The sequence below is a fragment of the Corallococcus sp. AB011P genome (assembly GCF_003611605.1).
GTDB classification, from domain to species: Bacteria; Myxococcota; Myxococcia; order Myxococcales; family Myxococcaceae; genus Corallococcus; species Corallococcus coralloides.
In genome coordinates, this window is the sequence record NZ_RAVX01000021.1 from 76,875 (window position 1) to 102,920 (window position 26,046).

At 70.1% G+C, this 26,046-nt stretch carries 14 protein-coding genes; 4 read left to right on the forward strand and 10 right to left on the reverse strand.

Annotated elements, in window-relative coordinates; genetic code table 11:
- Positions 1–255: 255 nt before the first annotated feature.
- Positions 256–726, reverse strand: coding sequence for an NUDIX hydrolase (locus D7X30_RS34315; RefSeq protein WP_120567248.1), 471 nt, complete (start codon positions 724–726; stop codon positions 256–258).
- Positions 723–1,703 (reverse strand): DUF2380 domain-containing protein, encoded by a 981-nt coding sequence (locus D7X30_RS34320; protein ID WP_233591964.1) that lies wholly within the window; start codon positions 1,701–1,703, stop codon positions 723–725. Before D7X30_RS34320 ends, D7X30_RS34315 begins: the two co-directional genes overlap by 4 nt.
- Positions 1,704–1,969: 266 nt before the next feature.
- Here D7X30_RS34320 and D7X30_RS34325 point away from each other — a divergent pair, with 266 nt between their 5' ends.
- From D7X30_RS34325 to D7X30_RS34335, 3 genes are all read left to right on the forward strand, one after another.
- Positions 1,970–3,634, forward strand: coding sequence for an ATP-binding protein (locus tag D7X30_RS34325; protein WP_120567189.1), 1,665 nt, complete (start codon positions 1,970–1,972; stop codon positions 3,632–3,634).
- Between the two features lie 69 nt (positions 3,635–3,703).
- Positions 3,704–6,328, forward strand: a complete 2,625-nt coding sequence (locus D7X30_RS34330) for a hypothetical protein (protein WP_120567190.1) — start codon at positions 3,704–3,706, stop codon at positions 6,326–6,328.
- Between the two features lie 62 nt (positions 6,329–6,390).
- The gene (locus tag D7X30_RS34335) at positions 6,391–9,105 is read left to right on the forward strand and encodes a hypothetical protein (protein ID WP_147443391.1); all 2,715 of its coding nucleotides are present in this window, start codon (positions 6,391–6,393) and stop codon (positions 9,103–9,105) included.
- Between the two features lie 3 nt (positions 9,106–9,108).
- On the opposite strand, the gene D7X30_RS34340 is transcribed toward D7X30_RS34335, so the two are convergent.
- Positions 9,109–10,257, reverse strand: a complete 1,149-nt coding sequence (locus tag D7X30_RS34340; RefSeq protein WP_147443392.1) for a hypothetical protein — start codon at positions 10,255–10,257, stop codon at positions 9,109–9,111.
- Positions 10,258–10,411: 154 nt separating this feature from the next.
- On the opposite strand from D7X30_RS34340, the gene D7X30_RS34345 reads away from it, so the two are divergent.
- Positions 10,412–12,445 (forward strand): membrane dipeptidase, encoded by a 2,034-nt coding sequence (locus D7X30_RS34345; protein ID WP_120567193.1) that lies wholly within the window; start codon positions 10,412–10,414, stop codon positions 12,443–12,445.
- 64 nt (positions 12,446–12,509) lie between these two features.
- On the opposite strand, the gene D7X30_RS34350 is transcribed toward D7X30_RS34345, so the two are convergent.
- The 7 genes from D7X30_RS34350 to dhbC all read right to left on the reverse strand — a co-directional run bounded on the left by D7X30_RS34350 (position 12,510) and on the right by dhbC (position 26,018).
- Positions 12,510–13,781 carry a hypothetical protein gene (locus tag D7X30_RS34350; RefSeq protein WP_120567194.1) on the reverse strand — a complete coding sequence of 424 codons (1,272 nt, stop codon included), beginning with the start codon at positions 13,779–13,781 and terminating at the stop codon, positions 12,510–12,512.
- A 55-nt stretch (positions 13,782–13,836) separates the two neighbouring features.
- Positions 13,837–16,392: a TonB-dependent siderophore myxochelin receptor MxcH gene (gene mxcH, locus D7X30_RS34355; protein WP_233591965.1), complete on the reverse strand. Its 2,556-nt coding sequence runs from the start codon at positions 16,390–16,392 to the stop codon at positions 13,837–13,839.
- 79 nt (positions 16,393–16,471) lie between these two features.
- Positions 16,472–17,752, reverse strand: coding sequence for a 3-deoxy-7-phosphoheptulonate synthase class II (locus tag D7X30_RS34360; protein ID WP_120567196.1), 1,281 nt, complete (start codon positions 17,750–17,752; stop codon positions 16,472–16,474).
- Positions 17,749–22,134, reverse strand: coding sequence for a myxochelin non-ribosomal peptide synthetase MxcG (mxcG, locus tag D7X30_RS34365; protein WP_120567197.1), 4,386 nt, complete (start codon positions 22,132–22,134; stop codon positions 17,749–17,751). Before mxcG ends, D7X30_RS34360 begins: the two co-directional genes overlap by 4 nt.
- A gap of 43 nt (positions 22,135–22,177) precedes the next feature.
- Positions 22,178–23,083, reverse strand: a complete 906-nt coding sequence (locus tag D7X30_RS34370) for an isochorismatase family protein (RefSeq protein ID WP_120567198.1) — start codon at positions 23,081–23,083, stop codon at positions 22,178–22,180.
- A gap of 14 nt (positions 23,084–23,097) precedes the next feature.
- On the reverse strand, positions 23,098–24,732 hold the full coding sequence (locus D7X30_RS34375) for a (2,3-dihydroxybenzoyl)adenylate synthase (protein WP_120567199.1): 1,635 nt from the start codon (positions 24,730–24,732) through the stop codon (positions 23,098–23,100).
- Complete coding sequence (gene dhbC, locus D7X30_RS34380) at positions 24,729–26,018, reverse strand: isochorismate synthase DhbC (protein ID WP_120567200.1); 1,290 nt, start codon at positions 26,016–26,018, stop codon at positions 24,729–24,731. The genes D7X30_RS34375 and dhbC overlap by 4 nt, the downstream gene beginning before the upstream one ends.
- Positions 26,019–26,046: the final 28 nt, after the last annotated feature.

Sequence of the window (26,046 nt, forward strand, 5' to 3'; positions counted from 1 at the left end):
CAGCGCCCCGGACGCGGGCCCGCACTACCAGCCCACCCCCCTTCCGGAGGCCCGGGCCTTCGAGTGGGCGCAGCTGCTGACCTCCACCCGCCAGGGCCTGGGGGAGCTCTTCTCCTGGCTGGAGGCCGCTTGCGAGAACAGCGCGCGGACCGCGGGTCGCGACAACGAGCACCTCTCCACCAGCCTCCTCATCTCCGGTGACCGTGGCTCCGGGAAGACGACCTCGCTGGTTGGCTGGCGGGGCCGCCGCGGAGATCAGGCTTCCTCGTCCGGCAAGAGCGTGCGGAGAAGCTCGTCGTCGGGACCGAGCGGGCGCCAGCCAGCGGGCGGCGGATGGGCGAAAAGTTCCGCGTTGGCCTGCCTGACACGTGCCTGATGCGTGACAGGCGTGAAGCCAAACCAGGACCCGAGCACCAAGGCGACGTCCATCCGGGTTTCGTCGTCCAGCACGGGAGGCCAGCCTTGGGGAAGCCCCTCGGACAGCTCTCGGACGAACTGACTGCGCACCAACCGCGTGACCTGATGGGCCCGTTCTGCCTCCTCGACCAGCCCTCTGAACACCTGCACCCCTGCGATGTCTCCCTGGCCCAGCACCTCGGCCAACTCAACCAATGAAGCAGTGGGGCGAGACTCCGCGAACGCGGTCAATGAGCTGTAACCCAATTCGCGGACCCGCTCATACAGCCGCGCTGGCCAATTGCCACGCCAGGAAGGCCCGTCGGTCATCGCCCGCTCCAAGAGGTGAAATTCGCGGGGATGCTATAGCGCTTCATCTCTTTGGCGACGAGCTTCAGTATCGCGTCTCTCGTCAACGTCCGGCCGGCCGTAGTCTCGGCTTCGCGCAGAGAGCGCATGAGCATCTGATTCCATTCATCGGGCCACGTGCGCCCCAGCTTCCAGTTCCCCCCACCGTGAATCGCCTCGTGGTGGGCCTGCTCCAACTGGACGCAGAACTGGTCGATGTCCATGTCGCCCTTGAAGCCGCGCTGTTCAAACCACTCGCGGTGCTCTTGCGGCAGCACGTGGTGCTTCGGGCCGTCCGACATGCCCGCCCCCGCTCTGCCGGTTTCGTGCATGCCGCGCACCTCGGGGCTGTCCCCCAGCGCTTCGCGCACGCCCTTGGGCAGGTCCTGATGCGCCTGGGCCATCATGACCTGTCCGCCTTGAATCAGGACGGCCGCACTGACGGCGGGAATGGAGATGACGCCCGCCTGCACGAGCCTCCGCATCATCGTGACCATTTCAACCGCCTGCATCGCCGCGATGACCTGCCCGCCAAGCTTCATGGTCGCGCGGGTTTCCCGCTGGAGCGTGTCGAACTCACGCGTCAGCTTTCCCATCAACTCGGGCATCGCGGTCGTCGCCGCCTCCACCCGGTCGGGGTCCAGTGAGGCGAGGTCCGTGAGCGCGGGCTCCATCAGTCCCTGAATGCGATGCAGGTCCGTGAAGAGCTTCTCGGCGCTGCACATGGGGCAGTTTCGGAGCACGGCGTCCGCGAGGTACAGGAAGTCCACCCAGGTGGCCAAGAGGAGGGTCCCGAACTGAGCCGCCTGGAGCTTCGGTCCCGTCATGCGCAGCAGGCCCAACTCCATGTCCGCGTCGCCAACTTGCGAGGCTGCCTTTGTCACCGCGGTGGCGCTCCCCAGCGCGCCATGAAGCCACGTCACCTGCCGTGATCCCTGGTCGAGGTAGCGCGTGAACACGCCGGTGAGGCTCCAGCCCCAGGGGTCTGGATGACGGGCCGCCAGCTTGGAGAACGCGGCTTGGACGCTGCGCAGGGAGCTCTTCACCTCGTCCGTAGCGTCGAGGACTGCCTGCCGCGTCAGTGCAACGCTCCGGGCCCCGCCCCCAACAGCGCCCTCGCTGGTGCCATTTCCCACGGCTGTCACGTCATCGCGTGGCTGCTGGCGACGCGGGAGCCGATGCTGGGCTCAACCTCGTCGCGCTCCGGCGCGATGCGGACGCTCCCGTGGAGCATCAGCGGCTGCTCTCCACCTGGCCGGGGCCCGTCTTCGAGTTCGATGCCACGGCGATCTCCAGCGAGGGAACGCCCGTGTCGCGGCTCCTGCTGATGGTCGGCGGCAAACCCGAGAAGGCCACGGATGACGGCGTGGCGGAGCTGTCGCCGTTGAAGCTGGTGCTGTGGAGCCGCGAGGCCTGTGCTCACGGCGCCGCGCAGGCGATGAACTCCTGGGGCGAAACGCTCAAGCGCGCTCCGTTCTCCCGGTTCAAGGGCAGCAACGAAAGCGCCACGGCGCTGTCACTGAAGGCGCGCCTGGCGCAGTGGGTGGGGCTGCGCGATCCCGATGCGGAGCTCGAATTCGAACACCGCCGCGAGGAGGTCCCGGACGACGACGGCACCACGCAGGAGGTAACCCGGACCGACCTTCATGTGGAGGGCCTGGGGAGCTTCGAGGTCGAGACCCTGATGGGGAGCGGGCCGATGGAGACCTTCTATCACCGGAAGATCTTCTCGCGGCGCAAGGCGGGAGAGTCCTTCTCGCTCGTCGTGCCTGGCGAGTCCCTGCTCTGGGCGGGCCCCTTCCTGGCGGACATCGCCCACCACCTGGGGGAGGAAGGCGCGGTCCTGATCCCCGCGGCGGGGACGGCCTTCGCGCGGCTCGAAGCGCGGCCGCTGACGGAGAACGCCTCGGAGGTGAAGGATCCACAAGAGGCCCGGCGTGAGTCCACCATCGAGCCGGTGGAACGGGACGTGGACCGGCTGCCAGGGCTTGCGGACGTGGCGGGCTACACCGCCGTCAAGCAGCGCATCCAGCGCGACATCATCTGGCCGGAGCGCCGGGGCGCGCTGCTGCGCAATGTCTCGCGGGCCTCGGGCATCCTCTTCTTCGGGCCTCCGGGATGCGGCAAGTCGCTCTTGGCCCGCGCCATCGCGGGAGAGCTCGAACAGGAGGTGCGCCTGCTCTCTCCGTCGGACCTGCGGGGGCCCTACGTTGGCTGGGGAGCCCTGATGATCCGCGAACAGTTCGACTGGGTCGTGGAACAGGAGAAGCGGATGCTCGTGCTCGACGAACTGGACGCGGTGGCGCGTTCGCGGCGCAACGGGCAGATGCACAGCGACGAGAAGGCGGATGTGAACGAGCTCCTCGTCCAGCTGGATCGCGCGGGCCGGCTGCGCCGGATCATCGTGGGCACGACCAACTTCCTGGGCGCGCTCGACGAAGCGGTCATCCGCAGCGGCCGCTTCGGGCGCTACGTCCCCGTTCCGCCTCCGGACCTCGCGGAGGCGGTCGAGATCGTCTCCTACTACCTGATGCGGCTGGGACGCGGCGGACAGAAGGTCTTCGTCCCCAGCGATGCCGAGCTGAACGACCTCCTGGCTCCGCTGTTCCTGGCGAACCGGAGGAACCAGCGCTTCTTCTCGGGCTCGGACCTGGAGGCCGCGGTCACGGAGACCTACCTGCGGTGCGCGCAACGCGACACTCCGTTGGACACCCTGGATGCGGATGCGGCTCCCGTGCACCTGACCCGGGACGAGCTGGGCTCCGCGCTGGAGGGCGGTCCCCGGTCTGTTTCGGCACACTCCATCCGCCGCTTCCTCCGGGAGACCCAGCGCCATTGCGGCGCCGGTCTCGCGGAGGTCCTGGCGCAACGCTTCGACCCGACGGAGTAGGGCGCGCGACATCCCGCCTGACTCCAGGGTGATTCGCACGGCGGTGTCCCCCGTCCATCCTCCGAGGCCATGGCAACGACACCGGACAGCGCCTCGGACGCGGGCCCGCAGTACCTGCCCACCCCCCTTCCGGAGGCCCGGGCCTTCGAGTGGGCGCAGTTGCTGACCTCCACCCGTCAGGGCCTGGGGGAGCTCTTCTCCTGGCTGGAGGCCGCTTGCGAGAACAGCGCGCGGGCCGCGGATCGCGACAACGAGCACCTCTCCACCAGCCTCCTCATCTCCGGTGACCGTGGCTCCGGGAAGACGACCCTCCTGCTCAGCGCCGTGCAGGCCCTGACGGACTGGAAGAGCTTCGTTGGTGAGCCGGGCAACGAGCCCAAGGGGACCGAGCTGTCGAGGATGCTCGAACGGCTGGAGCGGCGCATCCACTGGCTGGAGCCGCTCGACCTGGAGCCCGTTTCGCCCAATGCCAACCTGCTGGCCACGCTGCTGGTCCGCGTGCGCGCCGCACTGGACGATCAGCGGCACTTGAAGGGCGCGCACGGTAGGTCCGCGCGATGGTCCTCCTCCATCCTGGAAGAGGGCGCGGAGGAGACGTGGGGGAAGCTGGATCACCTCATCCGTGACGCGTCGTTCATGTGGGAGGACATCCCATCCACCACCGATGCTCGCGTGCGCGCGGAGCAGCAGATCCGCGCGTCGGAGATCTACGCCGACTTCCAGCCGCGCTTCGCGGAAGCCATGGAGGACGTGGCGCGCACGCTGGCCATGCCGCGCTTCGGCCCGTCCGGTGGTGACCAGGTGCTGCTCGTGCTGCCCATCGACAACGTCGACCGAAGCATCGAGCACCTCTACAACATCGTGAAGCTCACCCGCATGGTGGCCAGCCGCCACCTCTGGTTCGTGCTGGCCGCGGGCCACCAGGAGTTCCAGCGCTTCATGGAGCGCTCCTTCCAGAAGGAGTTCATCGTCTCCGGACAGGCCGGCATTGGCGCGAACGATCAGGAGGAGACGCTCGCCATCGCCCGGCGGCAGGCCGCGACCACGCTGCGCCGGGCGCTGCCACCCAGCTACCGCATCTCGCTGAGACCGGTGGACCCCTACGAGGCCTGGCGCTTCACCGTGGATGGCGGGAAGAACGAATCACTGGGCCAGCTCCTGGGTCACATCAAGTTGCCAGGAAGTCCGCGGAGCGAGGAGCGGCTGCTGAACTCCTTCGACGCCCTCTTCGATCTAAAGGACCAGCTCAAGGGCAACGTGGCGGAGTGCTACCGGGACGCCCTCGCCGCCGATAACGGCCAGCAGGCGCAAGAATCCAGCGAGACCAAGGACAACCCAATCCTCACCCACGCTGGCAGGAACGCCCTCAGGCTGCCTGCGCGGACCCTGCAGGACCTCTGGCATGCGGTCCGGCGTGAAGTCCATGGACCCAGCTCACCCGCCCCTGGCTTCAGCGCTCAGGAGCAAGGCGGGTCCGCGGTCCGGATCGCCAAGGAGATGCTCCGCAACGCCATCGACGAGAGCGACCTGCCAGCCTGGGCGAGCGAGCAGTTGCTCCACCGCATGCTCCGGCATGACGACCAGGGACGCGTCGTCCTGGACCTGACCGGGAAGCCCATCCGCCGCCTCAAGCGCACCAGCCTCCATGGCGTCCTGCGGAGCAACCCCAGCGGCCTGGATGGAAACGGACCGGAATTGCACGACCAGATACTGAGCACGGAGATCCACCTGCGCCGCTTCCATGAGGTGGTGCTGGTGCTGAAGGATCTTGCGGGCTCCGGCCGCGAAGCGCAGATGCCCGCGAACGTCGCGGGCTGGTTCATGATCCTGCATGACGTGCTGATGCTGTTCGAGCAGCCCCGCGTGCTGAGCGCGAACGTGACGCCCTTCGATATGAGCCCGGAGATGGTCGTGACCGTGCACGAGCTCTGGGCGGAGCACGCGCACGGGACGCCGTTCGTCCAGGTGGATTCCTGGTGGACGCCTCCTTCGTGGAGCACCTTCATCGAGTTCGCCATCCTCACCGCCCGGTGGCGCGCGTTCCTCGTGCAGCTCCCCCTTGAGTTCCTCAATGACCCCCACGACGCCAACCTACGAGCCCGTCTCATCCAGGCGGCGTGGGTGGAGAACATCTGCTCCGTGGCCGACAAGCAGCTGGGCCAGTGGGACTGGGGAGGTGACGACGGCGTCTCGTCCGTGCTGACGCCAGAACTGAGGCTGGCCAAGGTCCCGCAATACGAAACGCGGGTGCGCCATTTGGTGGAGCAACTCGTCACCCATAACGAGGTGTATGGCCGGGCGTGGGCAGCGCAGGTCTGGCTGCGCAACACGCTCCCCCTCCAGGTGCTACCGGAGTTCGCGCTTGCCCCTGATGCGCGGGACCTGCTGCCCTCGCCGCCTGGATCCTCGGGTGCGGACTCTGGCTGGGATGCCCTGATGAAGGACTGGCGCGCCCAGGCGCCCCGGCTGAAGGCCCTCCGGCGGCAGCGGGTGCGCGAAGCGGTGCATTTCTCCAGCACGGCCGAGTCGCTCCGGATCGCGCTCGGCGAGGACGGCGGGCCCGCGTCGGCCACGTATCAGGACTGGCTCGACACCGTGGTGAAAGCCTGGTTCGCCGTGGTGGACCACAAGGGGGATCCGCTGGTGGAGGTGGTGCCGGGGCTGGAAGCCTCCCGCACCCAACTGCACTCGTGAACCGCGACGGCTCGCGCCCACCTCCCGGCAGTCTGGCCCCACGCCGCGTCCCGGAGGCGTACGTGCGCGCGGAGGTCGCCAGCTTTCCGCTGACGAGCCTCCAGGCCTTCCGCTCGGCGGTGACGGAGCTGGTGCCGTCACTGGACTCGGAAGACGGCGAACCCACCTGGGCGCTCTGGCGCGAGTGCGAGAAGGGCCTGTCGGAGCACGCCAGCGGCTGGTCGCTGGATCGGATCATCGCCGTGCGCGACGCGTTCTGGTTCCCCTCGCGAGGACACGTCAGCCACCGGCAGGCCCCACGCCAGGGTGTGTCCATGTTCCACTACCTGCGGAACCTGGCGGACACGCACCTGGAGCGGCGGCCCGGCGTCACGGTCATCTTCCAGGGCACGGGCGCGGAGGCGGTGGAGGCGCTGACGCACTACCGCTGGCTCACCTTCGCGATGCCGGAGGACCTGCTGCTGGCGGCCGTGCCGGTGGAGCCGCCTCCCACGCGCGTGGACATCGAGCCGCCCCTGCTGGTGAGGCACCTGCTGGATCGCGGCGTGGCGGAGGTCCACCACCACGTCGGCGCGGGCATGGACTTCCCGCTGCTGTGGGCTTCGCTGCTGTCCGCCGTGGGCGCTCCGGGTCTGGACCCGAGATCGCTGACGGGGCCGGGGCTGCCCTTCGAGGACGGGGAGCGGATGCTGCGCTGGCTGCTGGCGGCCGCGGTGACCCGCTGTGTCCTGGCGGAGGTCCTGCTGCGCCGCGAGACGCCTCCGCTCCTGGACTTCGTGCGCGGCCTCTCGGAGTCCCGGGCCTGGCTGCCTCAGCGGCGGCGCGTGCTCGCGCGGACGTTGGAGGCGCTCTCGCGGGGCCGCCGGGAAGTCCTTCCCGCCCTGGATGAGCTGCGCGGCCTCTATGAGGATCTGCATCCGCTGGCGGCCTACAACGTGAGCGACCCCCCCGCCACGCTCGACGAGGTGTGGCGGCGGTGTGATCCGCTCGCGCTCCGGCTGCGGCTGGACACGCCCAATGGAGGCGAGCGCTGGCTGGTGCGCTCGGGCCTGAAGCACCTGGCGGCCCTGGAGCACGCGGGCATCCAGGACGTGCACTTCGAGCGCCTCTTCTGGCAGGTCCAGCGCGTGCGGTGCGTCAGCTACCGCGCCTACGTGCAGCGGCCCCTGACCGCGGGGCTCCAGTGGTTCATCCGCTTCTATGGCCGTCCACGCGCCATGAAGGGGCCCTTGAGCGCCGTGCGCGCGGAGGTGTCCTACGCGGTGGCGGGTGGGGATCAGCCCATCGCCGCGCTGGAGGTGCGCACGAGCCCCTCGGACGACCCCATCCGCATCGCGGAGGAGCTGACGTCCCTCACCCAATCATGGCGGGGCGTGCTGAGCCGGACGGGAGAGCGCGTCGCGGATGGGCGGTCGCCGGAGTTCGGCGTGGTGATGCACCTCATCAAGGACCGGGACCCGAGCCAGCACTGGGCGAAGGGGCAGCCGCCCGCCCACGGCATGGGCACGTACGCGGAGCCGGTGCCCGAGCGGCGGGTGCAGTTGGGCGGACGCTATTCGGACTACTTCGCCGCGCAATCCGTGCAGGTGGAGGCCCTGGTGGACCTGCTGCGGGCGGTGCCGCTGTCGCTCTGGCTGGTGCGGGGATTGGACGTGGCGTCGGACGAGCTGAGCGTGCCCACGTGGGTGCTGGCGCCGCTGTACCGCTACATCCGGTGGGGGGCCGCGCGCGCCGCGGCGAAGCGGGAGTCGCGGCGCGCTCCGCCGCTCCGGCTGACGTCGCACGTGGGCGAGGACTACCGGCACCTCATGGAGGGCCTGCGCCGAATCTTCGAAAGCGTGCACTACCTCCTGGACCGCACGGGAGGACGGCTGGGCCACGCCACCGCGCTGGGGGTGGAGCCCGGAGCGTGGGCTGAGTCCGTGGGCGCGGTGATGATGCCGGCCGAGGACCGGCTGTGGGACCTGGTCTTCGAGTGGCGGTTGTACAGCGACTACCGGCTGCCCCCGGCGCTGTCCGCGGAGGCCCCACCCGGACGGCCGCTGCGGGTGGAGAACCTCCTGCGCGAGCTGTCCGAGGCCGTCTTCGGCAGGTGCGTCGCGCCGCACGTGCTGGCCGAAGCGCACCACGTGCTGCACAACCTCTGGTGTCCGCCGCTGGCGCGCGACGAGGGAGGCGTGGGACTGGATGCCTTCAGCCGGGCCTTCCGCCGGCTCAACTGGAGCCGGGTGCTCAACGGCGCGCACGTCCGGCGCGTCCTCGTGGCCTACCGGGAGGACGAGCGCGTGTTCCAGCGAGGGCAGCAGCTGGTGGACATCCCGCTGGATTCCTCGGAGGTCGCCACGCTCCGGTCGGTGCAGGCCGCGATGCGCCGGCTCGTGGGGGCGCGAGGGACCGTGGTGGAGGTGAATCCGTCCAGCAACCTGCTCATCGGTAACCTGCTGGACCTGCGCAACCACCCCATCCTCCGGCTCAATCCTCCGTCCGCCGAGGAGGGCGCGCCGCCCCCCGTCCCCATCGCCCTGGGCGCGGACGACCCGGTCACGTTCTCCACCTTCCTGCTGCGCGAATATTCCCTGCTGCACGAGGCGGCGCGCAGCGCGGGCTACTCCGAGCGGGAGGTGCACGAGTGGCTGTCCAACATCCGCCAGACGAGCATGGACGCGCGCTTCACCGTGCCGTGGAGGCCCGGCGCCCTGCACATGGCGGACGACCTGCTGGACGCATTGGCCCGCTTCACCCGGAGGGCCGTGAGTCGCCATGAGGCCCCGGCTTGAGCATCACCGCGCCGCCGGCGCCAGCGGGGGAGGCGGCGGCGCGCCCGCGGGGCTGGACGGAGGCAGCACCTTCTCCGACTGACCGAGGAGCCGGCGCAGCACCTTGTCCATGACGGAGCTCAGGAGCTTGTCCGCGGACCAGCCCGCGACGACCGCCAGCGCCATCATCGTGAAGAACGCCGCCTGACCGTCGCTCACGACGATGTGGAGGATGCCGGAACCATCGACGGCTCCCGCTGGCCCGTTTCGCGTCTCCACGGACAGCAGCATGCTGGATTGCTCCAGGAAGAGGAGCACCAGTGCCGCGAACGCGCCGATGACGGGCTTCACCAGCAGGTGGTAGGCGAAGAAGCGGCTTGTCGCCCCCGTGGCGACGACGAAGCGCTCCTTCGCCATCATGTTGGAGGCGATGGCCCCGGAGGCCCCAGCGAAGCCCACCAGTAGCAGACCCCAGGGCACCAGACTCCGCGGCCAGTCCGTGACGAGCGTCCGCGACAGGATCACGAACGAGGTGCCGAAGACCGCCAGCAGCAGCAGCGTGCTCAGGACCTGGATCAAGACATTGATGGAGAGCTGCCAGAACGTCTTGTCCACCTGCTGATTGACCATGTCGAGCGCCCCGCGAAGCACGCTGCGGCAGTAGCGGGACTGCTCCGCGTCCAGGAGCGGGGCCGTGCTGGCGCCGCTCGCAGGGCCGTCCACCCGGGTGAGCCTATGGACGCACTGGGGCAAGGGACCGATCTCCTTGTCCGTGCCGAGCCAGAGGAGGGCCCGCGAGTCCGTGACCCGGCGCGCGAACTGCTGCTGGATCTCCAGCGCCCGCGGCACCAGCATGTGCTGCGGCATCACGAGCAGCAGCAGCCCGTCCACGTCATGGATGAGCTCCCAGAAGGAGAAGGACCAGCGCCCCGTGGGCTTGTCCAGGCACCACCGGGCAGTGTCCAGCCTCTCCTGGCATTGCTTCAGGATGGCCTGGTCCTCGTCGGTGAGGTCCGTGCGGATCCGGCACAGCGCGAGGAGCGAGTCGTCGCTCTCCACCCTGTTCCAGAGCAACTGGGTGGCCGAGCCGAACCCCCGCCGCCGCCGCAGGAAGCCCACGCGCTTCAGCAACTCCGGCAACGAATGGTCTGGAAGCGTGTCGGTGGCTGCCATGAAGCACACATGGCCACGGCGCGAGCAGGTGACAACCCGCCGTGCCGCGCAGCGCGTCAATGTCATGCGTCACCGAGCTTAGGCCGTGAGATTTGATTAGCTGGAACAGGTACTGATACGCCCGGTGCCCCTCCACCCCGGAAAGGTGCATCGCATGTCGCGTCGCTCCCGAATTGTCTCAAGATTTCTGTTTTCACCGCTGCTCGCGGCCACGTCGCTCGCGCTGGCCTGCGGGCCGGTCACCGACGAGCCGCCCGCTCCCGTGGAAGCGCCCGCGGAGGTGGCCCAGCCGCTCGCGGTGAGCGGCTTCGCGGAGATGCACCACCACATGTTCGCGGAAGAAGCCTTCGGCGGCGGGTGGTTCCACGGCGGTCACACCGGCACGCTGGCGAGCTGTGACGGCGGCATGCCGGAGAGCGACCACGCGCGCGTCCGCATGGACCTGCGGGACATGCTCAATCTCTGCCCCAACTCCGGCAGCGTGAACCTGGGCGGCATCCCCATCCTGTCCGACGTCTTCGGCGTGGGCGGCGCGGTGGCGTCGGAGGTCATCGGCCAGGTGGAGGGCACCGAGGGCGACACCGGCCTGCACCTGGGCCGCATGGAGACGCCCACCCAGTGGCCGCGCTGGGACACCATCGCGCACCAGCAGGCGTGGGAGGGCTGGCTGAACAAGGCCCGCCAGGGCGGCATGTCCCTGGTCATGGTGTCGCTCGTCAGCAACGAGTTCCTCTGCAAGGCGCTGCCGTACCAGAACCTCAAGCGGCCCTGTGACGAGATGATGGACGTGGACGTCCAGCTCCAGATGGCCCGCGACTTCGACGCGCGCACGGACTGGGCGGAGATTGCGCTGTCGCCCGCGCACGCCCGGCAGATCATCTCGCAGGGCAAGCTCGCCATGGTCCTCTCCATCGAGTCCAGCAAGCTCTTCGGCACCAAGGACTGGCGCGCGGAGTTGAACCGCGTCTATTCGCTGGGCGTGCGCTCACTGCAGCCCGTGCACCAGCTGGACAACCGCTTTGGTGGCGCGGCCCCGCACAACGCCATCTTCCAGGTGGCCCAGTTCCTGGAGAACTGTCACATCGACACGGACTGCGGCCTCACCGGCAACGGCTTCACGTTGGGCTTCGACGTGGACGCCAACTGCAAGAACACCAAGGGCCTGACCGCGGACGGCAAGGCGCTGGTCCAGGAGATGATGAACAAGGGGATGCTCATCGACATGGCCCACATGTCCGAGAAGAGCGTGCAGGACGCCTATGCTCTGTCCCAGGGCCGGACGTACTACCCGCTGTACATCTCCCACGGCCACTTCCGCGAGGTGATGAACCCGGACCTGGCCGCCAACGAGAAGACGACGCCGTCGTGGGTGGTCCGCTACGTGCGCCAGACGGGCGGCATGTTCGGACTGCGCACCGCGCACGACGAGACGCGCAACTACAACCGCACGCCGGTGGCCAACAACTGCCAGGGCTCCACGCGCTCGCTCGCGCAGGCGTACGAGTTCGGCCGCCAGGGCCTCAAGGTCAACATGGGCTTCGGCGCGGACCTGAACGGCTTCATCCAGCAGACGCGCCCGCGCTTCGGTGACTTCGGCGCGTGCTCCGCGGGCTTCCGCGCGGAGGCGGACGCGCAGGAGGAGCAGCAGCGCGTCTCCGGCCCGCCGCCGCTGGGCACCGACTTCGACGTGTACGGCCTGGCCCACGTGGGCCTGTTGCCGGACGTGGTGAAGGACCTGAAGCAGCTGGGCGTCAACACCACGGGCCTGGAGGGCTCCTCGGAGAACTTCATCCGGATGTGGGAGCGCGCCAACGGCACCCGCACCGGCATGGCGGACGCGGCCAACGACATCGACACCGGCGGTGTCGACCCCTACGTCGCCAAGGCCACCCGTGAGGCGTCGTATCCGAAGATTTGCGGCAAGGCCTACGCCCCCAGCACCAAGCTGGTGTCGGAGACGTGCCGCTTCGACCAGGAGTGCAAGTCCAACCAGTGCAGTGCGTGGGACGACTGCGGCGACATCCCGGGCGTCTGCACCTGCTCCGCGGACTCGCACTGCGCCTCGAACCAGTTCTGCGGCTGGGGCACCAACGACGGCAAGTGCGTGAACAAGCGCGCCAAGGGCTCCCTGTGCTCCTCCGGCCGCGAGTGTCAGTCCGGCAAGTGCTCGTGGCTGATGTGCACCTGAGTTCCCCGCAGTGAAACGGCCCCCGGGAGCTTCGGATCCCGGGGGCCGGATGCGGAAGGAACGACTAGCGCAGCTGAAGGAAGGAGAACGACAGGCCCTGGTGCGTCGCCACCAGGTTGCCGGTCAGGTCCGTCAGCTCGCGGTAGTTGGTGGTGCCGCTGTTGTTGGTGAACTCGCTGAACACCGTGCGGCCGTTCAGCTCGTACAGGAAGGAGCTGCCCGTGCTGGCCGGCAGCGTGTCCACCAGCGTCGCGTGGGTGCCGGCGGCCGGGTCGATCTTCCACCACTTCCAGGCCACGGCGCTCGCCAGGGTGCGCGCGACCGTGTCCGGCGCGACCGGGTAGGCGGTCTCATCCAGCACGCGCAGGTAGCCCGTGCCGTTGGGGCCCGCGAGCAGCGAACCCGTGGCGCCGCCGTTCGTCAGCGTGCCCAGCTCCTTGAAGAAGTCCTTGTCATAGGTGTTCGTCACCGGGTCGAACTTCAGGAGGCAGGGGGTGGGCACGCTGGGGTTTGTGCCGGACACGCGCTTCTCCGCGGCGCCATACGCCTCCGTCGCCAGGTAGACCTTGCCGTCCGTGCCCACGATGCCGTCGCGCACGTAGCCGCAGCGATCATCCTTCACCAACACCGCGCTGTCGTTCGCCGTGTCCACCACGATGATGCCCGCCTGCCTGGTGACGGCGGCGCCCGCGCGCCAGCCCACCGGCATCAGCACCTTGGTGCCCACGCGGATCGGGTTGGAGGCGAAGGTCGTCGAGCTCCCGGCGATGGTCAGCTCCGGCAGCGAGATGCTGTTCGTCAGCGTCATGTCCTTCGGGTTCCAGATGATGACCTGTGAGTTGCGGCCGTCGAAGTAGTAGGCCTTGGTCTCGGAGGCGAACTGGAACTGGTTCTGGTACTCGCCGATGGAGGTGACGCCCTTGCCCGCGAAGGTGACCTCACCGGCCTTCTCCAGCGTGTTGCTGGCCGTCAGGTTGTAGCGGGTGACGGTGGCGCCGGCGCTGCTGGAGACGAAGATGGAGCCCGTCTTCGAGATGCCGGAGCCCAGCGCTCGGCCGTTGATCTGCGTGGCGTTGGCAGTGGACAGCGGCGTGTTTGGATCCAGCGTCTCCGTCAGGACGACGTAGCTCGTGGCGTTGCCCTCGACGCTGACCTGCGCGACGAACGCGTACATCGGCGGCGGCGTGCCCGCGTCGGTGTCCGTGCCCGCGTCGGTCGTCGTACCCGAGTCCGGGGTGTTGTCGTCTTCGTCGTCGTTGCAGGCCGCCGCCGTGAAGGCGAGGGAGAGCGCCAGCAGCAGACGCGCGGAGGTGCGGAAGAAGGGTGAAGGCTTCAAAGGACTTCCCTTTCAAGTAGGGGTGAAGGTGCGGCGGAAAGCAGAAAGGCGATGTTCAGCGCTCCAGCGTGAACTTGGCGGCGACGAGGCGCCCGGGGCGCTGGACCCCGTAGAAGTCGTAGGTCTGGGCGTTGGTGAGGTTCTGGAAGTCCAGCGTCCAGCTCAGCCGGGTCGTCATGTCGCGGATGACGTAGGTGAGCGCCAGCGCGTGCGTGAGCTGTGAGTCGATGCCCAGCTTCTCGTCGTTGCCCAGCGCCTCCCAGGAGAGGAGGAAGTCGTCCACGTAGCGCGTGCGCCAGGTGACCAGCAGCTCGTCCTGGAACTTGAGCAGGCCGGACACCCGGACCTGCGCGCTGCCGTTGGCGGTCAGGTAGGGACGGTTGGGGATGCGCTGGTCCTTGAACTCGGCGTAGTTGCCCTCGCCAGAGGTGTTGCGCAGATCCTGATACGTGGCGTTGCCATCCAGGCTCAGGTAGCGGCCCGGTGACGTCCATCCCACGGAGCCCATTCCGCCCAGCGAGCGGGATCCGTAGACGTTCTGGTACGTGAAGGAGCTTCCCTGGCCAATCAGGATGATGAGCTGATCCGTCAGCCGGGCGAAGCCGCCCACGTTGGCGCGGAAGCTGCCGGCGCGGCCTTCCTCGGACGCGTAACCCAGCCCCAGGTTGAAGTTGTGGCTGGTCTCCGGTTGGAGCCCCAGGTTGGCGTCGATGAGGTTCCCGTCACCGAAGAGCTCATCCGGGCGCGGCAGCCGCGTGGCCCACTCGTAGGAGGCCTTGGCGCTGAGCTCGGGGGTGATGCGGAAGCGCAGGCTGTCGCCCACGCCCAGCTCGTGCGCGGTGCGGCCCTGGTCCAGGAACTCCGCGCTGGCCAGCAGCTTCTGCGCCCGCACGTCCTGGAGGTAGTCCTTCACGAAGGCGATGTTCTGGAGCCGCCCGTCGATGGCATCGAGCTGGTACTCCAGGCCCGTCACCAGCGACGTCACGCCGCGGGACGCGGAGAGCGGATCCGGCTGGTTGTTCGCCTGGAGCCGGCGGTCCTCGCCCGTCCGCGCCACGAAGGTGGGGGACACCGCGAGCCGCAGCGTGTGCGCGCCCCCGGGCACGGGCGCCCAGGCGGCGTTGAACCGCGCGAACGCGGTGTGCTGGTTGATGTAGCGCTCCGTGCCGCCTTCGGTGATCTCCCCCGGCTGGGGCAGGGTGAGGAAGCAGCGGCCATACCAGTCGTAGGCGCACGAGCCGATGTCCAGGAACCGGTTGCGGCGGAACGTGTACCCGCCCACCGCGTCCACGCTCACGCCCGGGTCATGGTTCCGCGAGTAGCGCAGCGTGGCGCCAGCGGAGCCGTCGGCGGTGGTCACCTCGCCGTAGGCGGCCTCCATGTTGACGTCGTTCTGGATGTCGCGGCCGGCGGCGTTGAAGAAGCCGCGCAGGAGCAGGCGCCGGGCCCAGGGCTTGTCCACGAAGCCCGCCTCCACGCTGGCCCCGCCCGCGCGGTAGCCGTCGTGGAAGCGCCGCACCTCCACGGGCACGGGCTTGCCCAGGTCGTTGGGCACCTCCACGTTGACGGGGTAGTCGTTGCGCGCGTCGTCGTAGAAGGCGTGCGCGCGCACCATCAGGCCGGTGGAGTCCTGGTAGTGGCGGCCGCTCGCGGTGAAGCGGTGGGTGTTGAAGGAGGCCAGCTCGTAGGAGCCCGCCACGGCCGAGCCGCGCACGTCCTGGTCGGTGACGAGCTCCACGGCGCCGCCCAGCACGTCCGCGCCGAAGCGGATGGGCACCACGCCCGTGTAGACCTCCAGCTGCTGCACCAGGTTCACCGGCACGTTCGCCAGGCCCGGGCCGTAGCCCGCGAACTCCAGCGGCACGCCGTCGATGAAGAAGCGCACCTGATCATCCGACAGGCCCGCGATGGAGATGCGCGCGCTGCTGCCCAGGCCGCCCGTGCGGCGCACGTCCACGCCCTCCGTGCGCGCCAGCGCGGTGCCCAGGTCGGCGGACTCCATGCTGGCCTGCTCCAGCTCGATGACCTGCACGGCCTCCGCGGACTTGCGGCGGCGCTCGGCGCGCGTCTCGCCCACGGCGGTGACCTCGACATCCTCCTGGTACTCGGTCGGGGCCTCGTCCTGGGACGCCGCGGCCTTGGGCTCGCTGGACAGCGCGGGTGGCGGAGTGGCCACCACGGCCTTGGAGCGGCCGGGCAGCTGGAAGACGTAGGTGTACGTGACGCGCGCGGGGGCAGGGACGCCGTTGCGCTTCGCGGGCGTGAAGCGGAACTGGAGCGCGGCGGTGCGCGCGGCTTCATCGAAGCCGTGGCCCACGGGCTCCATCACCTCCGCCTGGGTCACCACGCCCTGCGTGTCCACGCGCAGACGCAGGCGGACGTTCGCCTCCAGCCGGGCGCGCTCCGCCTCTTCAGGGTAGGGCGCTTCCACGGCGTGGATCAGCTTCGGCAACTCGATGACGGGCTCCGCCGGAGCTGCTTCGGGCGCCGGGGGCGTGACCGCCGGAGCCTCCGCCTGCGCTGTGCCCGCGTGAGCCAGGCCACCGAAACAGATGGAAGACAGCAGGGCCACGCCCACCTGGGACCGCCACCTGCGCTTCGCCTTAATCATGATTATGAAAATGGTTCTCATTTTCAACTGCGCGACGTTTAGCCGCACGAAGTCTGAGCTGTCAAGGCACCACGGCAAATCAGGCAGCGCGGTCCTGGGGAGCCTTCACCGTGGTGTGAAGACCATCCGCGACGCGGAACGCGAGCTGGAGTGATTGATCCGCGTTGAGGCGCGGATCGCAGTGCGTGTGGTAGCGGTCGGAGAGGTCGTCCTCGGATACGTCCAGCGGGCCGCCCAGGCACTCGGTGACATCCTGGCCGGTCATCTCCAGGTGGAGTCCTCCGGGGTGCACGCCCTCGGCGGCGGCGACCTGGAGGAAGCCCATCACCTCCGCGAGGATCCGCTCCAGCGAGCGCGTCTTGTAGCCGTTGCTGGCCTTGTGCGTGTTGCCGTGCATCGGGTCGATGGACCACACGACGGGGCTGCCGTGGCGCCGGGTGGCGGCCATCAGCCGGGGCAGGCGCGCGGCGACCTGATCCGAACCGAAGCGCCCGATGAGCGTGAGCTTGCCCGGGATGCCCTGGGGGTTGAGTGTGTCGATGAGGCGGACCAGGTCGTCCGGCTCCAGCGTGGGACCGCACTTGAGCCCGATGGGGTTCTGGATGCCGCGCATGAACTCCACGTGGCCGCCGTCCAGTTGGCGGGTGCGCTCGCCAATCCAGAGCATGTGCGCGGACGTGTCGTACCAGCCGCCCGTCGCCTCATCGACGCGCGTCATCGCCTGCTCGACGTTGATCAGCAGGGCTTCATGGCTGGTGAAGAAGTCCACCGGACGCACGGCGCCTTCGGACTCCGGCCGGTGGCCCAGGAGGCGGGTCAGGTCCGTGTAGCCCTCGCGCGCGAAGGCCCGCACCAACTGCATCGTCTCCGCGGACTGGTGATACGCGCGCAGCAGGCGCTGGGGATCCGGCGTGCGCTCGCGCGCGTCGAAGTCCATGCCGTTGATGATGTCGCCGCGGTAGCTGGGAAGCGTGACGCCGTTGATGGTCTCCGTGGCGTTGGAGCGCGGCTTGGCGAACTGGCCGGCGATGCGGCCCACCTTCACCACCGGACAGCCGCCCGCGAACGTGAGCACGCCCGCCATCTGGAGCAGGAGCTGGAAGGTGCCGCGCACGTTCTCCGCGGAGAACTCCTTGAAGCTCTCCGCGCAGTCGCCGCCCTGGAGCAGGAAGGCCTTGCCCTCGGCCACCTGGCCCAGGGCTTCCCGCAGGCGGCGGGTCTCTTCGGTGTGCACCAGCGGCGGCAGGCGCGCCAGCTCCGCCTCCACGCGCGCGAGTGCGGACAGGTCGGGGTAGTCGTCGGGGATGTAGCGGACCGGCTTCGCCCGCCAGGAGGAGGGGGACCAGGAGGGATTCGTCACGGGAGCGCCGTCACTTTCGGGGGCAGGATTCCCTGCGCGACGCAGGAGTCGAGGTATCGGTAGAGGAGGTTCCGGTCGGTGGGAGGGCAGCGCACGCCGGTGCCCTCCAGCGCGGCCAGCAGCCGATCACAGCGGATGGGGCCCAGGCCGAAGGCCGGGGTGGAGTCCCCGCTGCGCAAATCGAAGAACGCGAGCGTGGCGTCGTGGCCGCCGGAGCCCTTCGCGACGCGGTCGCGCCACTCCGGCACGTGACACAAGTCCAGCGGGTAGCCGTAGTCGCGCACCCAGCCGAACAGCTCCGACAGGCGCACCTCCGCGGCCGGCGTCACGTTGAACACCGCGCCCGGATGCGACGCGAGCGACAGCTGGACGATGGCGCTGGCCACGAAGTCCACCGGCGTCCAGACCTCGCCCACGTCCAAAAGCGGCAGGGCGCGGACGGGCAGTCCCGCGAGCACGATGCGCCACACCAGGTCCTGCGTGTTGATGAGCGCGGTGTCCGGAGCACCCACCACGCGGCCCAGGCGGTACACGGTCGCGGGCAGGCCGCGCTCGGAGGCCTGTTGCACCAGCCGCTCCGCGATCCACTTGCTCTGCTGGTAGCCGTCGCGAAGGCCGGGGTGCGAGGGGACGAAGGCCTCCGGCACGTCCGGGGACAGGTTCGCCTGGGGCGCCACCGCCAGCGTGGACACGTAATGGAAGGGCTTGGGGCGGACAGCGGCGGCCAGCTTGAGCAGCTCGCGCGTGCCGCGCACGTTGACGCCCTGGAGGCTGCCGTACTCGCGCACCACGCTGACGACCGCGGCGTTGTGGATGACGGCGTCGCATTCGGCGGCGAGCCCGTGGAAGCGCGTGGAGTCCAGGCCCAGCAGCGGCTGGGAGAGGTCCGCCGGAAGCGCGAGCACCCGCGCCTCCAGTCCCGACAGGGGCAGCTTCTGGCCGGTCAGCGCCGAGCGCAGCCGCTCCATCGCCTGCGCCTCGTCCTTCGCGCGCACGGGGCAGATGATGCGCGCGTCCGTCCGGGTCAGGAGCTGGTGGAGCAGGTGCGCGCCGACGAAGCCGGTGGCGCCGGTGAGCAGGACCTGGCGGTAGCCGTGTCCTTGGCTCGGCAGCTCGCGCGCCCAGGCCTCGCCCGTCGTAGAGGGGACGATGTCCTCGCCCAGCTCCTCGTCCGCGAGCATCGCGGGCGTGAGGCCGCCTGTCTCAGCGCCGCCCGTGCTGCCGCCCTGGAGCGCCTGCGCGAGGCCGGACACGGTGGGGTGCTTGAAGACGGTGGCCACGGGCACGTCGCGGCCCACGGCGATGCCCAGGCGGTTGGCGACCTGGATGCTCTGGAGGGACTGGCCGCCCAACTCGAAGAAGTCGTCCTGGAGCGACGAGGCGGCGCGGCCCAGCACCTGCTCCCAGACCTCCAGCACCGTGCGCTCCATGGGCGTCGCGGAGGCGAGCAGCGCGGCGCTCTCGTCCGCGGGCATCGCGTTCTGGAGGGCCTTGCGGTCGATCTTCCCGGTGCTGGTGCGCGGCAGCCGCTCCGCGAAGGAGAAGGCGCCGGGCACCATGGGCGCGGGCAGCGCAGTGAGCAGGTGCTTGCGCAGCTCCGCGGGCGAAGGCTCGGGCGACGCCACCAGGTGGGCGCACAGCCGGCGAGACCCGCCCGGCAGCACCTGACCGACCACGGCGGCCTCACGGATACCGGGATACTTCAGCAACACGGTTTCGACTTCGCCCGGGTCGATGCGGTGGCCGCTGATCTTGAACTCGTCGTCCACGCGGCCCACAAACACCAGCTGGCCGTCCTCGCGCACGCGCACCTTGTCGCCGGTGCGGTAGGCGCGGGGTGTTCCCGCCACCGCGTGCAGGCGGGTGATGCGGGCGGCGTCCAGCTCCGGGCGGCCCAGGTAGCCCCGAGCGAGCGCGCCGCCCATCAGGCACAGCTCGCCCTCCTTGCCGGGGGTGGCCAGCCGGCCCTGCGGCGTGACGACCGCCGCGACGACGCCGGGCAGTGGGCGGCCGATGGGGACCTCGTCACCGGAGGGCAGGGCATCCGGCCCGGCAATCTCAGCGACGGTGGCGACGACGGTGGCCTCGGTGGGGCCGTAGGTGTTGAGCAGGTGCACGCGGTCGCCCGCGACGTCCTTCCAACGGGCGATGCGCTCCGGCAGCGCCGCCTCGCCGCCGATGATGACGGTGCGAAGCGCGTCGGGCAGCCGGGCGGCGCCGGTGGACAGGCTGTAGGCCAGCTCGTGCCAGAAGGCGGTGGGCAGGTCGAGCAGGGTGATGCCGGCTTCCGCGCAGGCCTCCATGAGGCGAGGCACCGACTGGAGCATCTCGTCCGTGCGCAGCACCAGCCGTCCGCCCGCGCACAGCGTGACGAAGATCTCCTCCACGCTGGCGTCGAAGTGGAGCGGGGCGAACTGGAGGACGCGGTCCTCGGGACCGACGCTGTAGCGCTGCGTCGCGCCCGCGACGAAGTGGGCCAGGGCCCCGTGCGTGATCTGCACGCCGTTGGGCTGCCCCGTGGAGCCGGATGTGTAGATGACGTACGCGAGCCGCGCCTCAGCGCTCGACGCGGGCTCCGCATCGCGTGCTTCCGGCCGCTGGGCAGCGGGCACGACTCGCGGGATGGCGTGCTCCGTCGAATCCAGCGCCGAGGTGCCGGCCTGCTCCAGCCGCTGCACTACGAGGACACCCGGCGCGGTCGGATCCGTGTCGGGCGAGGGGCGCTCGGACACCACCATCACGGCGGGGCGTGCGTCCTGGAGGATGGCCGCGTTGCGCGTGGCCGGGCCGGTCGGGTCGATGGGCAGGTAGCCCGCGCCCGCGAACAGGATGCCCAGGCTGGACACGATGGCGTCGATGCCCCGGGGCACCTTCACCGCCACCGCCGTGTCGGGCCGCACGCCCGCTTCGATCAGCCGGGAGGCCAGCGCCTGCGACGCCGTCACCAGCTCGCGGTAGGTCATCCGCCAGCGGCCGTGCTCCAGCGCGACCGCATCCGGACGGACGTCGGCCTGGGCCTTCAGCAACTCCAGCACCGGGCGCACCGGAGGCACCGGCCCGCCATCCAGGATGGAGCCTGGCGCGCCAGACGCGGAACGCCGCACGGGCTGCTCGGGCTGGGCGAGCAACGACTCCAGCAGCTGGAGGAACCCGCGCTGGTGCTCCTCGAGCGCGGCCTCCGTGTAGCAGGCGGGGTTCGCGTCCAGGTCCACGCGCAGGGCCGTTCCGCCCGACCGCGCATGGAAGCCGAAGGACAGGTCTTCCACCGGACCCGCGGAGATGTTGTGCGCCGTGCCCGGCACGCCCGCGAAGTCCAGGGCGTAGTCGAAGGGCATGATGTTGACGACGGGGCCGAACAGCTTGCGCTGTCCACCCACGAGGCGCAGGTCGCGCCGCAGTTGCTCGTAGCGGTAGCGCAGGTGTGAACGCGAGGCCTTCATCTCCGCCGCCACGTCGCGGGCCAGCGCGTACAGCCCCGCGTCCGGCCGCACGGCGATGCGCAGCGGCACGATGTTCATGGCCATGCACGGCACGCGCAGCGACGCGGATCCCAGGCGGCCCATCACCGGCAGGCCCAGCACGGCCTCCGGCGCGCCCGTGCGCTGGTGCAGGTAGATGGCCGTCACCGCGAGCACCAGGTCGGACCAGCTCACGCCCGCCTGCTTCGCACCCGCCTGCAGCGCCGTCATCAGCTCCGGCCGCAGGTATTCCGAGCGCCGCAGGAAGCGCGACGACATGGGCGCCGCCTCCGCGAGCAGCGGGGGCACCGGCGCGTCCTCGAAGCGGTTCACCCAGAAGTCGCGGTCCTTCTGAATCTGGGCGCCGCAGCGGTACGCGACGTCCTCCTCCAGCACGGGGCCCAGCCGGTTGAACCCCGCCGGCGCGGCCTTGCCCGTCACCTCCGCCGTGTAGAGCTCCGCCACCCGACGCGCGAGCAGCGAGAAGCCATAGCCATCCATGGCGATGTGGTGGATGCGCTGGAACCAGAAGGACCGCTCCGGCCCCACAGTGAGCAGCGCCTGCGCGAACAGCGGGCCCGTGCCCAGGTCCACCGTGCGGCCCAGGTCCTTCCACATCCACTCCTGCGCGGCGGCCCAGGGGTCGGCCTCGCCGCTCAGGTCCACGTGCTGGAGCGTCCAGTCCGTCCCCGCGTCGATGCGCTGGGCCGGACCTTCCTCGCCCGCGACGAAGCGCGAGTGCAGCGCGTCCGCGTCCGCCACCGCCTTGCGCAGGGCGGACTCGAAGCGCACGGGGTCCACGGCGCCGCGGAATTCAATGCACTCCCCGGCGTTGTAGACGGGGCTCTTCAGGTCGAGCTGTTGCCCCACCCAGATGCCGTGCTGGGCCGCGGTCAGCGGGCGGTTGTCCTGGGATGGGAGCATGACGGGGAACTCCGAGGGGGAAGGGTGCCGCCCCGAGGGCGGGTCATGAGGCGCGAGCGCCAGGGGCCATCGCGACAGGCTGCTTCGCGGCGAGCAGCGCGTACCAGTCGGTGAGCGTGGGCTTCTCCGCGAGCTCCACGAAGGACACCTCCGTGCCGCCCTGCCGCCAGCGCTCCACCAGGCTCATCAGGCGGATGGAATCCATGCCGCGCTCGAGCAGGTTGTCGTCCTCGCCAATCGCGGACGCGGACTCCATCAGCAGCTCCGCCACGTCCGCTCGAAGCTGCTCGCGGTCCACCGCCGCGGCGGCGGTCCGCACCGGCATCGCGTCCATGAGCTGCTGCGTGGTGGTGACGAACGCCACGAGCCGCGACGCGTAGTCGAGCGCCATCCGGTGCTTCTCCAGCGAGAAGTCCGCCACGGCGTCCGCGACGAGGAAGGGACGGATCTCGCTCATGGAGCCGTCGCTGGCCGTCTGGAGGCAGCCGATATGCGCGTAGATGCCGCAGATGATGAGCTGGTCGCGGCCCTGCTCGCGCATCAGGTCCATCAGGCGCGTGTTGCGGAACGCGCTGTAGCGCCACTTGGTGAGGACGGTGTCGCCTTCAGCCGGGGTGAGCACTTCGATGATCTGCTGCTTCGGGCCGGCGCGGACGCCGGGGCCCCAGAACTCCAACTGGAGGCCGCGCTGCTCCGGCGTCTGGTCTCCCGGCTGCGCCGAGTAGACGATGGGGATGCCCAGCTTCACCGCGTGCTCTCGCAGGCGCTGGATGTTGGCCACCAGGTCCGTCACCGGGGACTGCCCCTGCGTGAAGGCGTCCACGAAGTAGCGCTGCATGTCGTGGATGAGCAGGACGCAGCGCTTGGGCTCCGGCGTCCAGGCGAGCTTGTTCCGGGGCAGCTCCGCCGCGCCGGGCATGGAATAGGGGGCAATGGCAGGCAGTGCCATGGAGGGCTCCTGTTTCAGGGAGAAGGAGTGGAGAGGGACTGGCGCAGGCTGTCGCGCAGCGCCTTCTTGCTGACCTTGCCGACGCCCGTCTGCGGGAAGGCCGCGACGAACTCGATGCGGTCGGGGATCTTGAACGACGCCAGGCCGCGCTGGCGCAGGAAGGCGTTGAGCGCGGAGGGGGCGGGGGCCTCGCCGCGAGGGATGACGACGGCGCAGGTGCGCTCGCCCAGGAACTTGTCCGGGATGGCCACCACCGCGGCGTCGCTGACGGAGGGGTGCGCGAGCAGGTGGTTCTCCACCTCCTCCGCCGCGATCTTGTCGCCGCCCCGGTTGATCTGATCCTTCGCGCGGCCCTCCACCACCAGGTAACCCTCCGGCGTCAGGCGCACCAGGTCGCCCGTGCGGTAGAAGCCGTCCGTGGTGAAGGCCTTGGTGTTGTGCGCGTCCGCCTTGTAGTAGCCGCGGATGGTGTACGGCCCGCGCGTGAGCAGGTGTCCCGTCTCACCAGGCGCCACCGGCACGTCGTCGTCGTCCACCACGCGCAGCTCGTCCGCGTCCGACATGGGGCGGCCCTGCGTGGAGACAATGAGCGTCTCCGGGTCGTCCAGCCGCGTGTAGTTCACCAGGCCCTCGGCCATGCCGAAGACCTGCTGGAGCCCGCAGCCCAGCGTGGGGCGCACGCGCGCGGCGGCCTCGTCGCTCAGCCGGGCGCCGCCCACCTGGAGGACCTTCAGGCTGGACAGGTCGTGCTTCTTCGCCAGCGTCGAGTCCAGCCACACCATGGTCAGCGGGGGCACCAGCGCGGTGACGGTGACGCGCTCACGCTCGATGAGCGGGAAGGCCACGTCCGGGCTGGGGTTCAGCGCCATCACCGCCGTGCCGCCCGCTTGGAACGTGCCCAGCACGCCGGGCGAGGACATGGGGAAGTTGTGCGCCGCCGGCAGCGCGCACAGGTACACCGTCTCCGAGGAGAACTGGCACACGTCCACGCTGGCGCGAAGGCTGTAGATGTAGTCGTCGTGCGTGCGCGGGATGAGCTTGGGCACGCCGGTGCTGCCGCCGGACAGCTGGAAGAACGCCACGTCGGACGGTGAAGGACCCTCCAGCGTCACGGGCTCCGCGGGCACGGAGCCGAGCGCGGTATGCGCACCCGCGTCACCCAGCACCAGCACGTGCTTGAGCGTGGGCGTGGCGGCCTTCACCTGCTCCGCGAGCCCCCGGTAGTCGAAGCCACCGAAGCGGTCCGGGATGACGTACGCGACGGCTTCCGTGAAGGCGCAGAAGTAGCCGATCTCCGAAGCGCGGTGCGCCGGCAGCGCGAACACGGGCAGCGCGCCCATGCGGAACAGCGCGAAGATGACCTCGTAGAACTCCGGCACGTTGGGCAGCTGCACCACCACGCGATCGCGCGGACGGATGCCCAGCGCGTGGAAGCCCGCGGCCATGCGGTCCACGCGCGTGTCCAGCTCCGCGTATGTCCAGCGGTGCGTGCCGCCCACCAGCGCCACGCGCGCCCCGAAGTCCCGGGCGCGGTCGCGCAAGAGCTGGCCGAAGGTCTCCCCCCGCCAGTAGCCGGCCTCGCGGTAGCGCCGGGCGAAGTCCTCCGGCCACGTGGGGCAGCCGGGCAGGTGTTCCCGCGCGGTGCTCACGGCTGCACCTCGAGGCCCAGGCCCATGGCCTGGAGCATGGTGCGGAACTTGGCCTCGGTCTCCGCGAGCTCCGCCTCTGGCGTGGAGCCCACGACGATGCCCGCGCCCGCGAACAGCCGCAGGGTGCGCTCGTCGGCCTCCGCGCAGCGGATGGTGACGGCCCACTGACCGTCGCCGTTCGCGTCGCACCAGCCCACGGTGCCCGTGAAGTAGCCACGGTGGAACGGTTCGATGTTCCCGATGGCCTCGTGCGCCAGCGCCGTCGGGTGGCCGCACACCGCCGGGGTGGGGTGCATGGCCAGCGCCAGCGTCAGCGACGTGATGGACGGATCCTTCAGCTCGCCCGTGATGCGGGTGGACAGGTGCCACATCGTCTGGGTGCTCACGAGCGACGGGCCCCTGGGCACGTCCAGCGTCTTGCAGAAGGGCCGCAGCGCCTCCGCCACCGCGTCGATGACGACCGCGTGCTCGTGCAGGTCCTTGGGCGATGCCATCAGCCGCATGGCCCGCGCCGAGTCCTCCACTGGGTCCGGGCTGCGCGCGGCGGAGCCCGCCAGCGGATTGGCCAGGACCTGCAACCCCGAGCGTGCCACCAGCAGCTCCGGGCTCGCGCCAATGAGCGTGCGCCGGCCCACGCCGGGGGCCGCGTCCGCGCGCTGCGGCAGGTCCACCGCGAAGGTGTACCCATGCGGGTTGCGCCGGGCCAGGTTGTGCAGCAGCTGCCGCAGGTCAACGGGCGCCGCCGTGTCCACGTGCAGGGAGCGCGACAGCACCACCTTGCGCAGCGGGCCCTCCTGCATGAGCTTCAGCGCCGCCGCCACGCCGTCCCTGTACGCGGTGGGCTCCGGTACGGGGCGCAGCGTGTACTGACCGGCCAGTGGAGAGCGGGTGGCAGCGGCGGCGTCGAACACCATGGGCCCCGCGCGCTGGAGGGTGTTGGGCACCACCAGGTGCGCGGCCACCTTGCCGTCGAAGGGCACCGCGCCCACCGCCACCGGGATGTCATGCGCCGCGTCCCGCGAGGCGTTGAGCACCGAGGCCACGCGCTCCGGCAGGCCGTCCAGCGAGTTCGCCCCGCCCGCGTCCGGCACCGTGGCGAACACGCCACGCGCCAGCATGGTGCGCTTGGGGGACGCGAAGAAGAACGCGCCCGCGTCGTAGTCGCGCAGCAGCCGCGCCGCCAGCGCCTCCTGCTCCGGCTCCCGCGCCACGGCCGGCTCGCCCACCACGCCGTCCACCGTCCGCGCGTCAGCCTGTCGCTCAGTGATTTTGGTTTCAGGAATCATTCTCAACTCGGGGCGATATTAGGGGGAG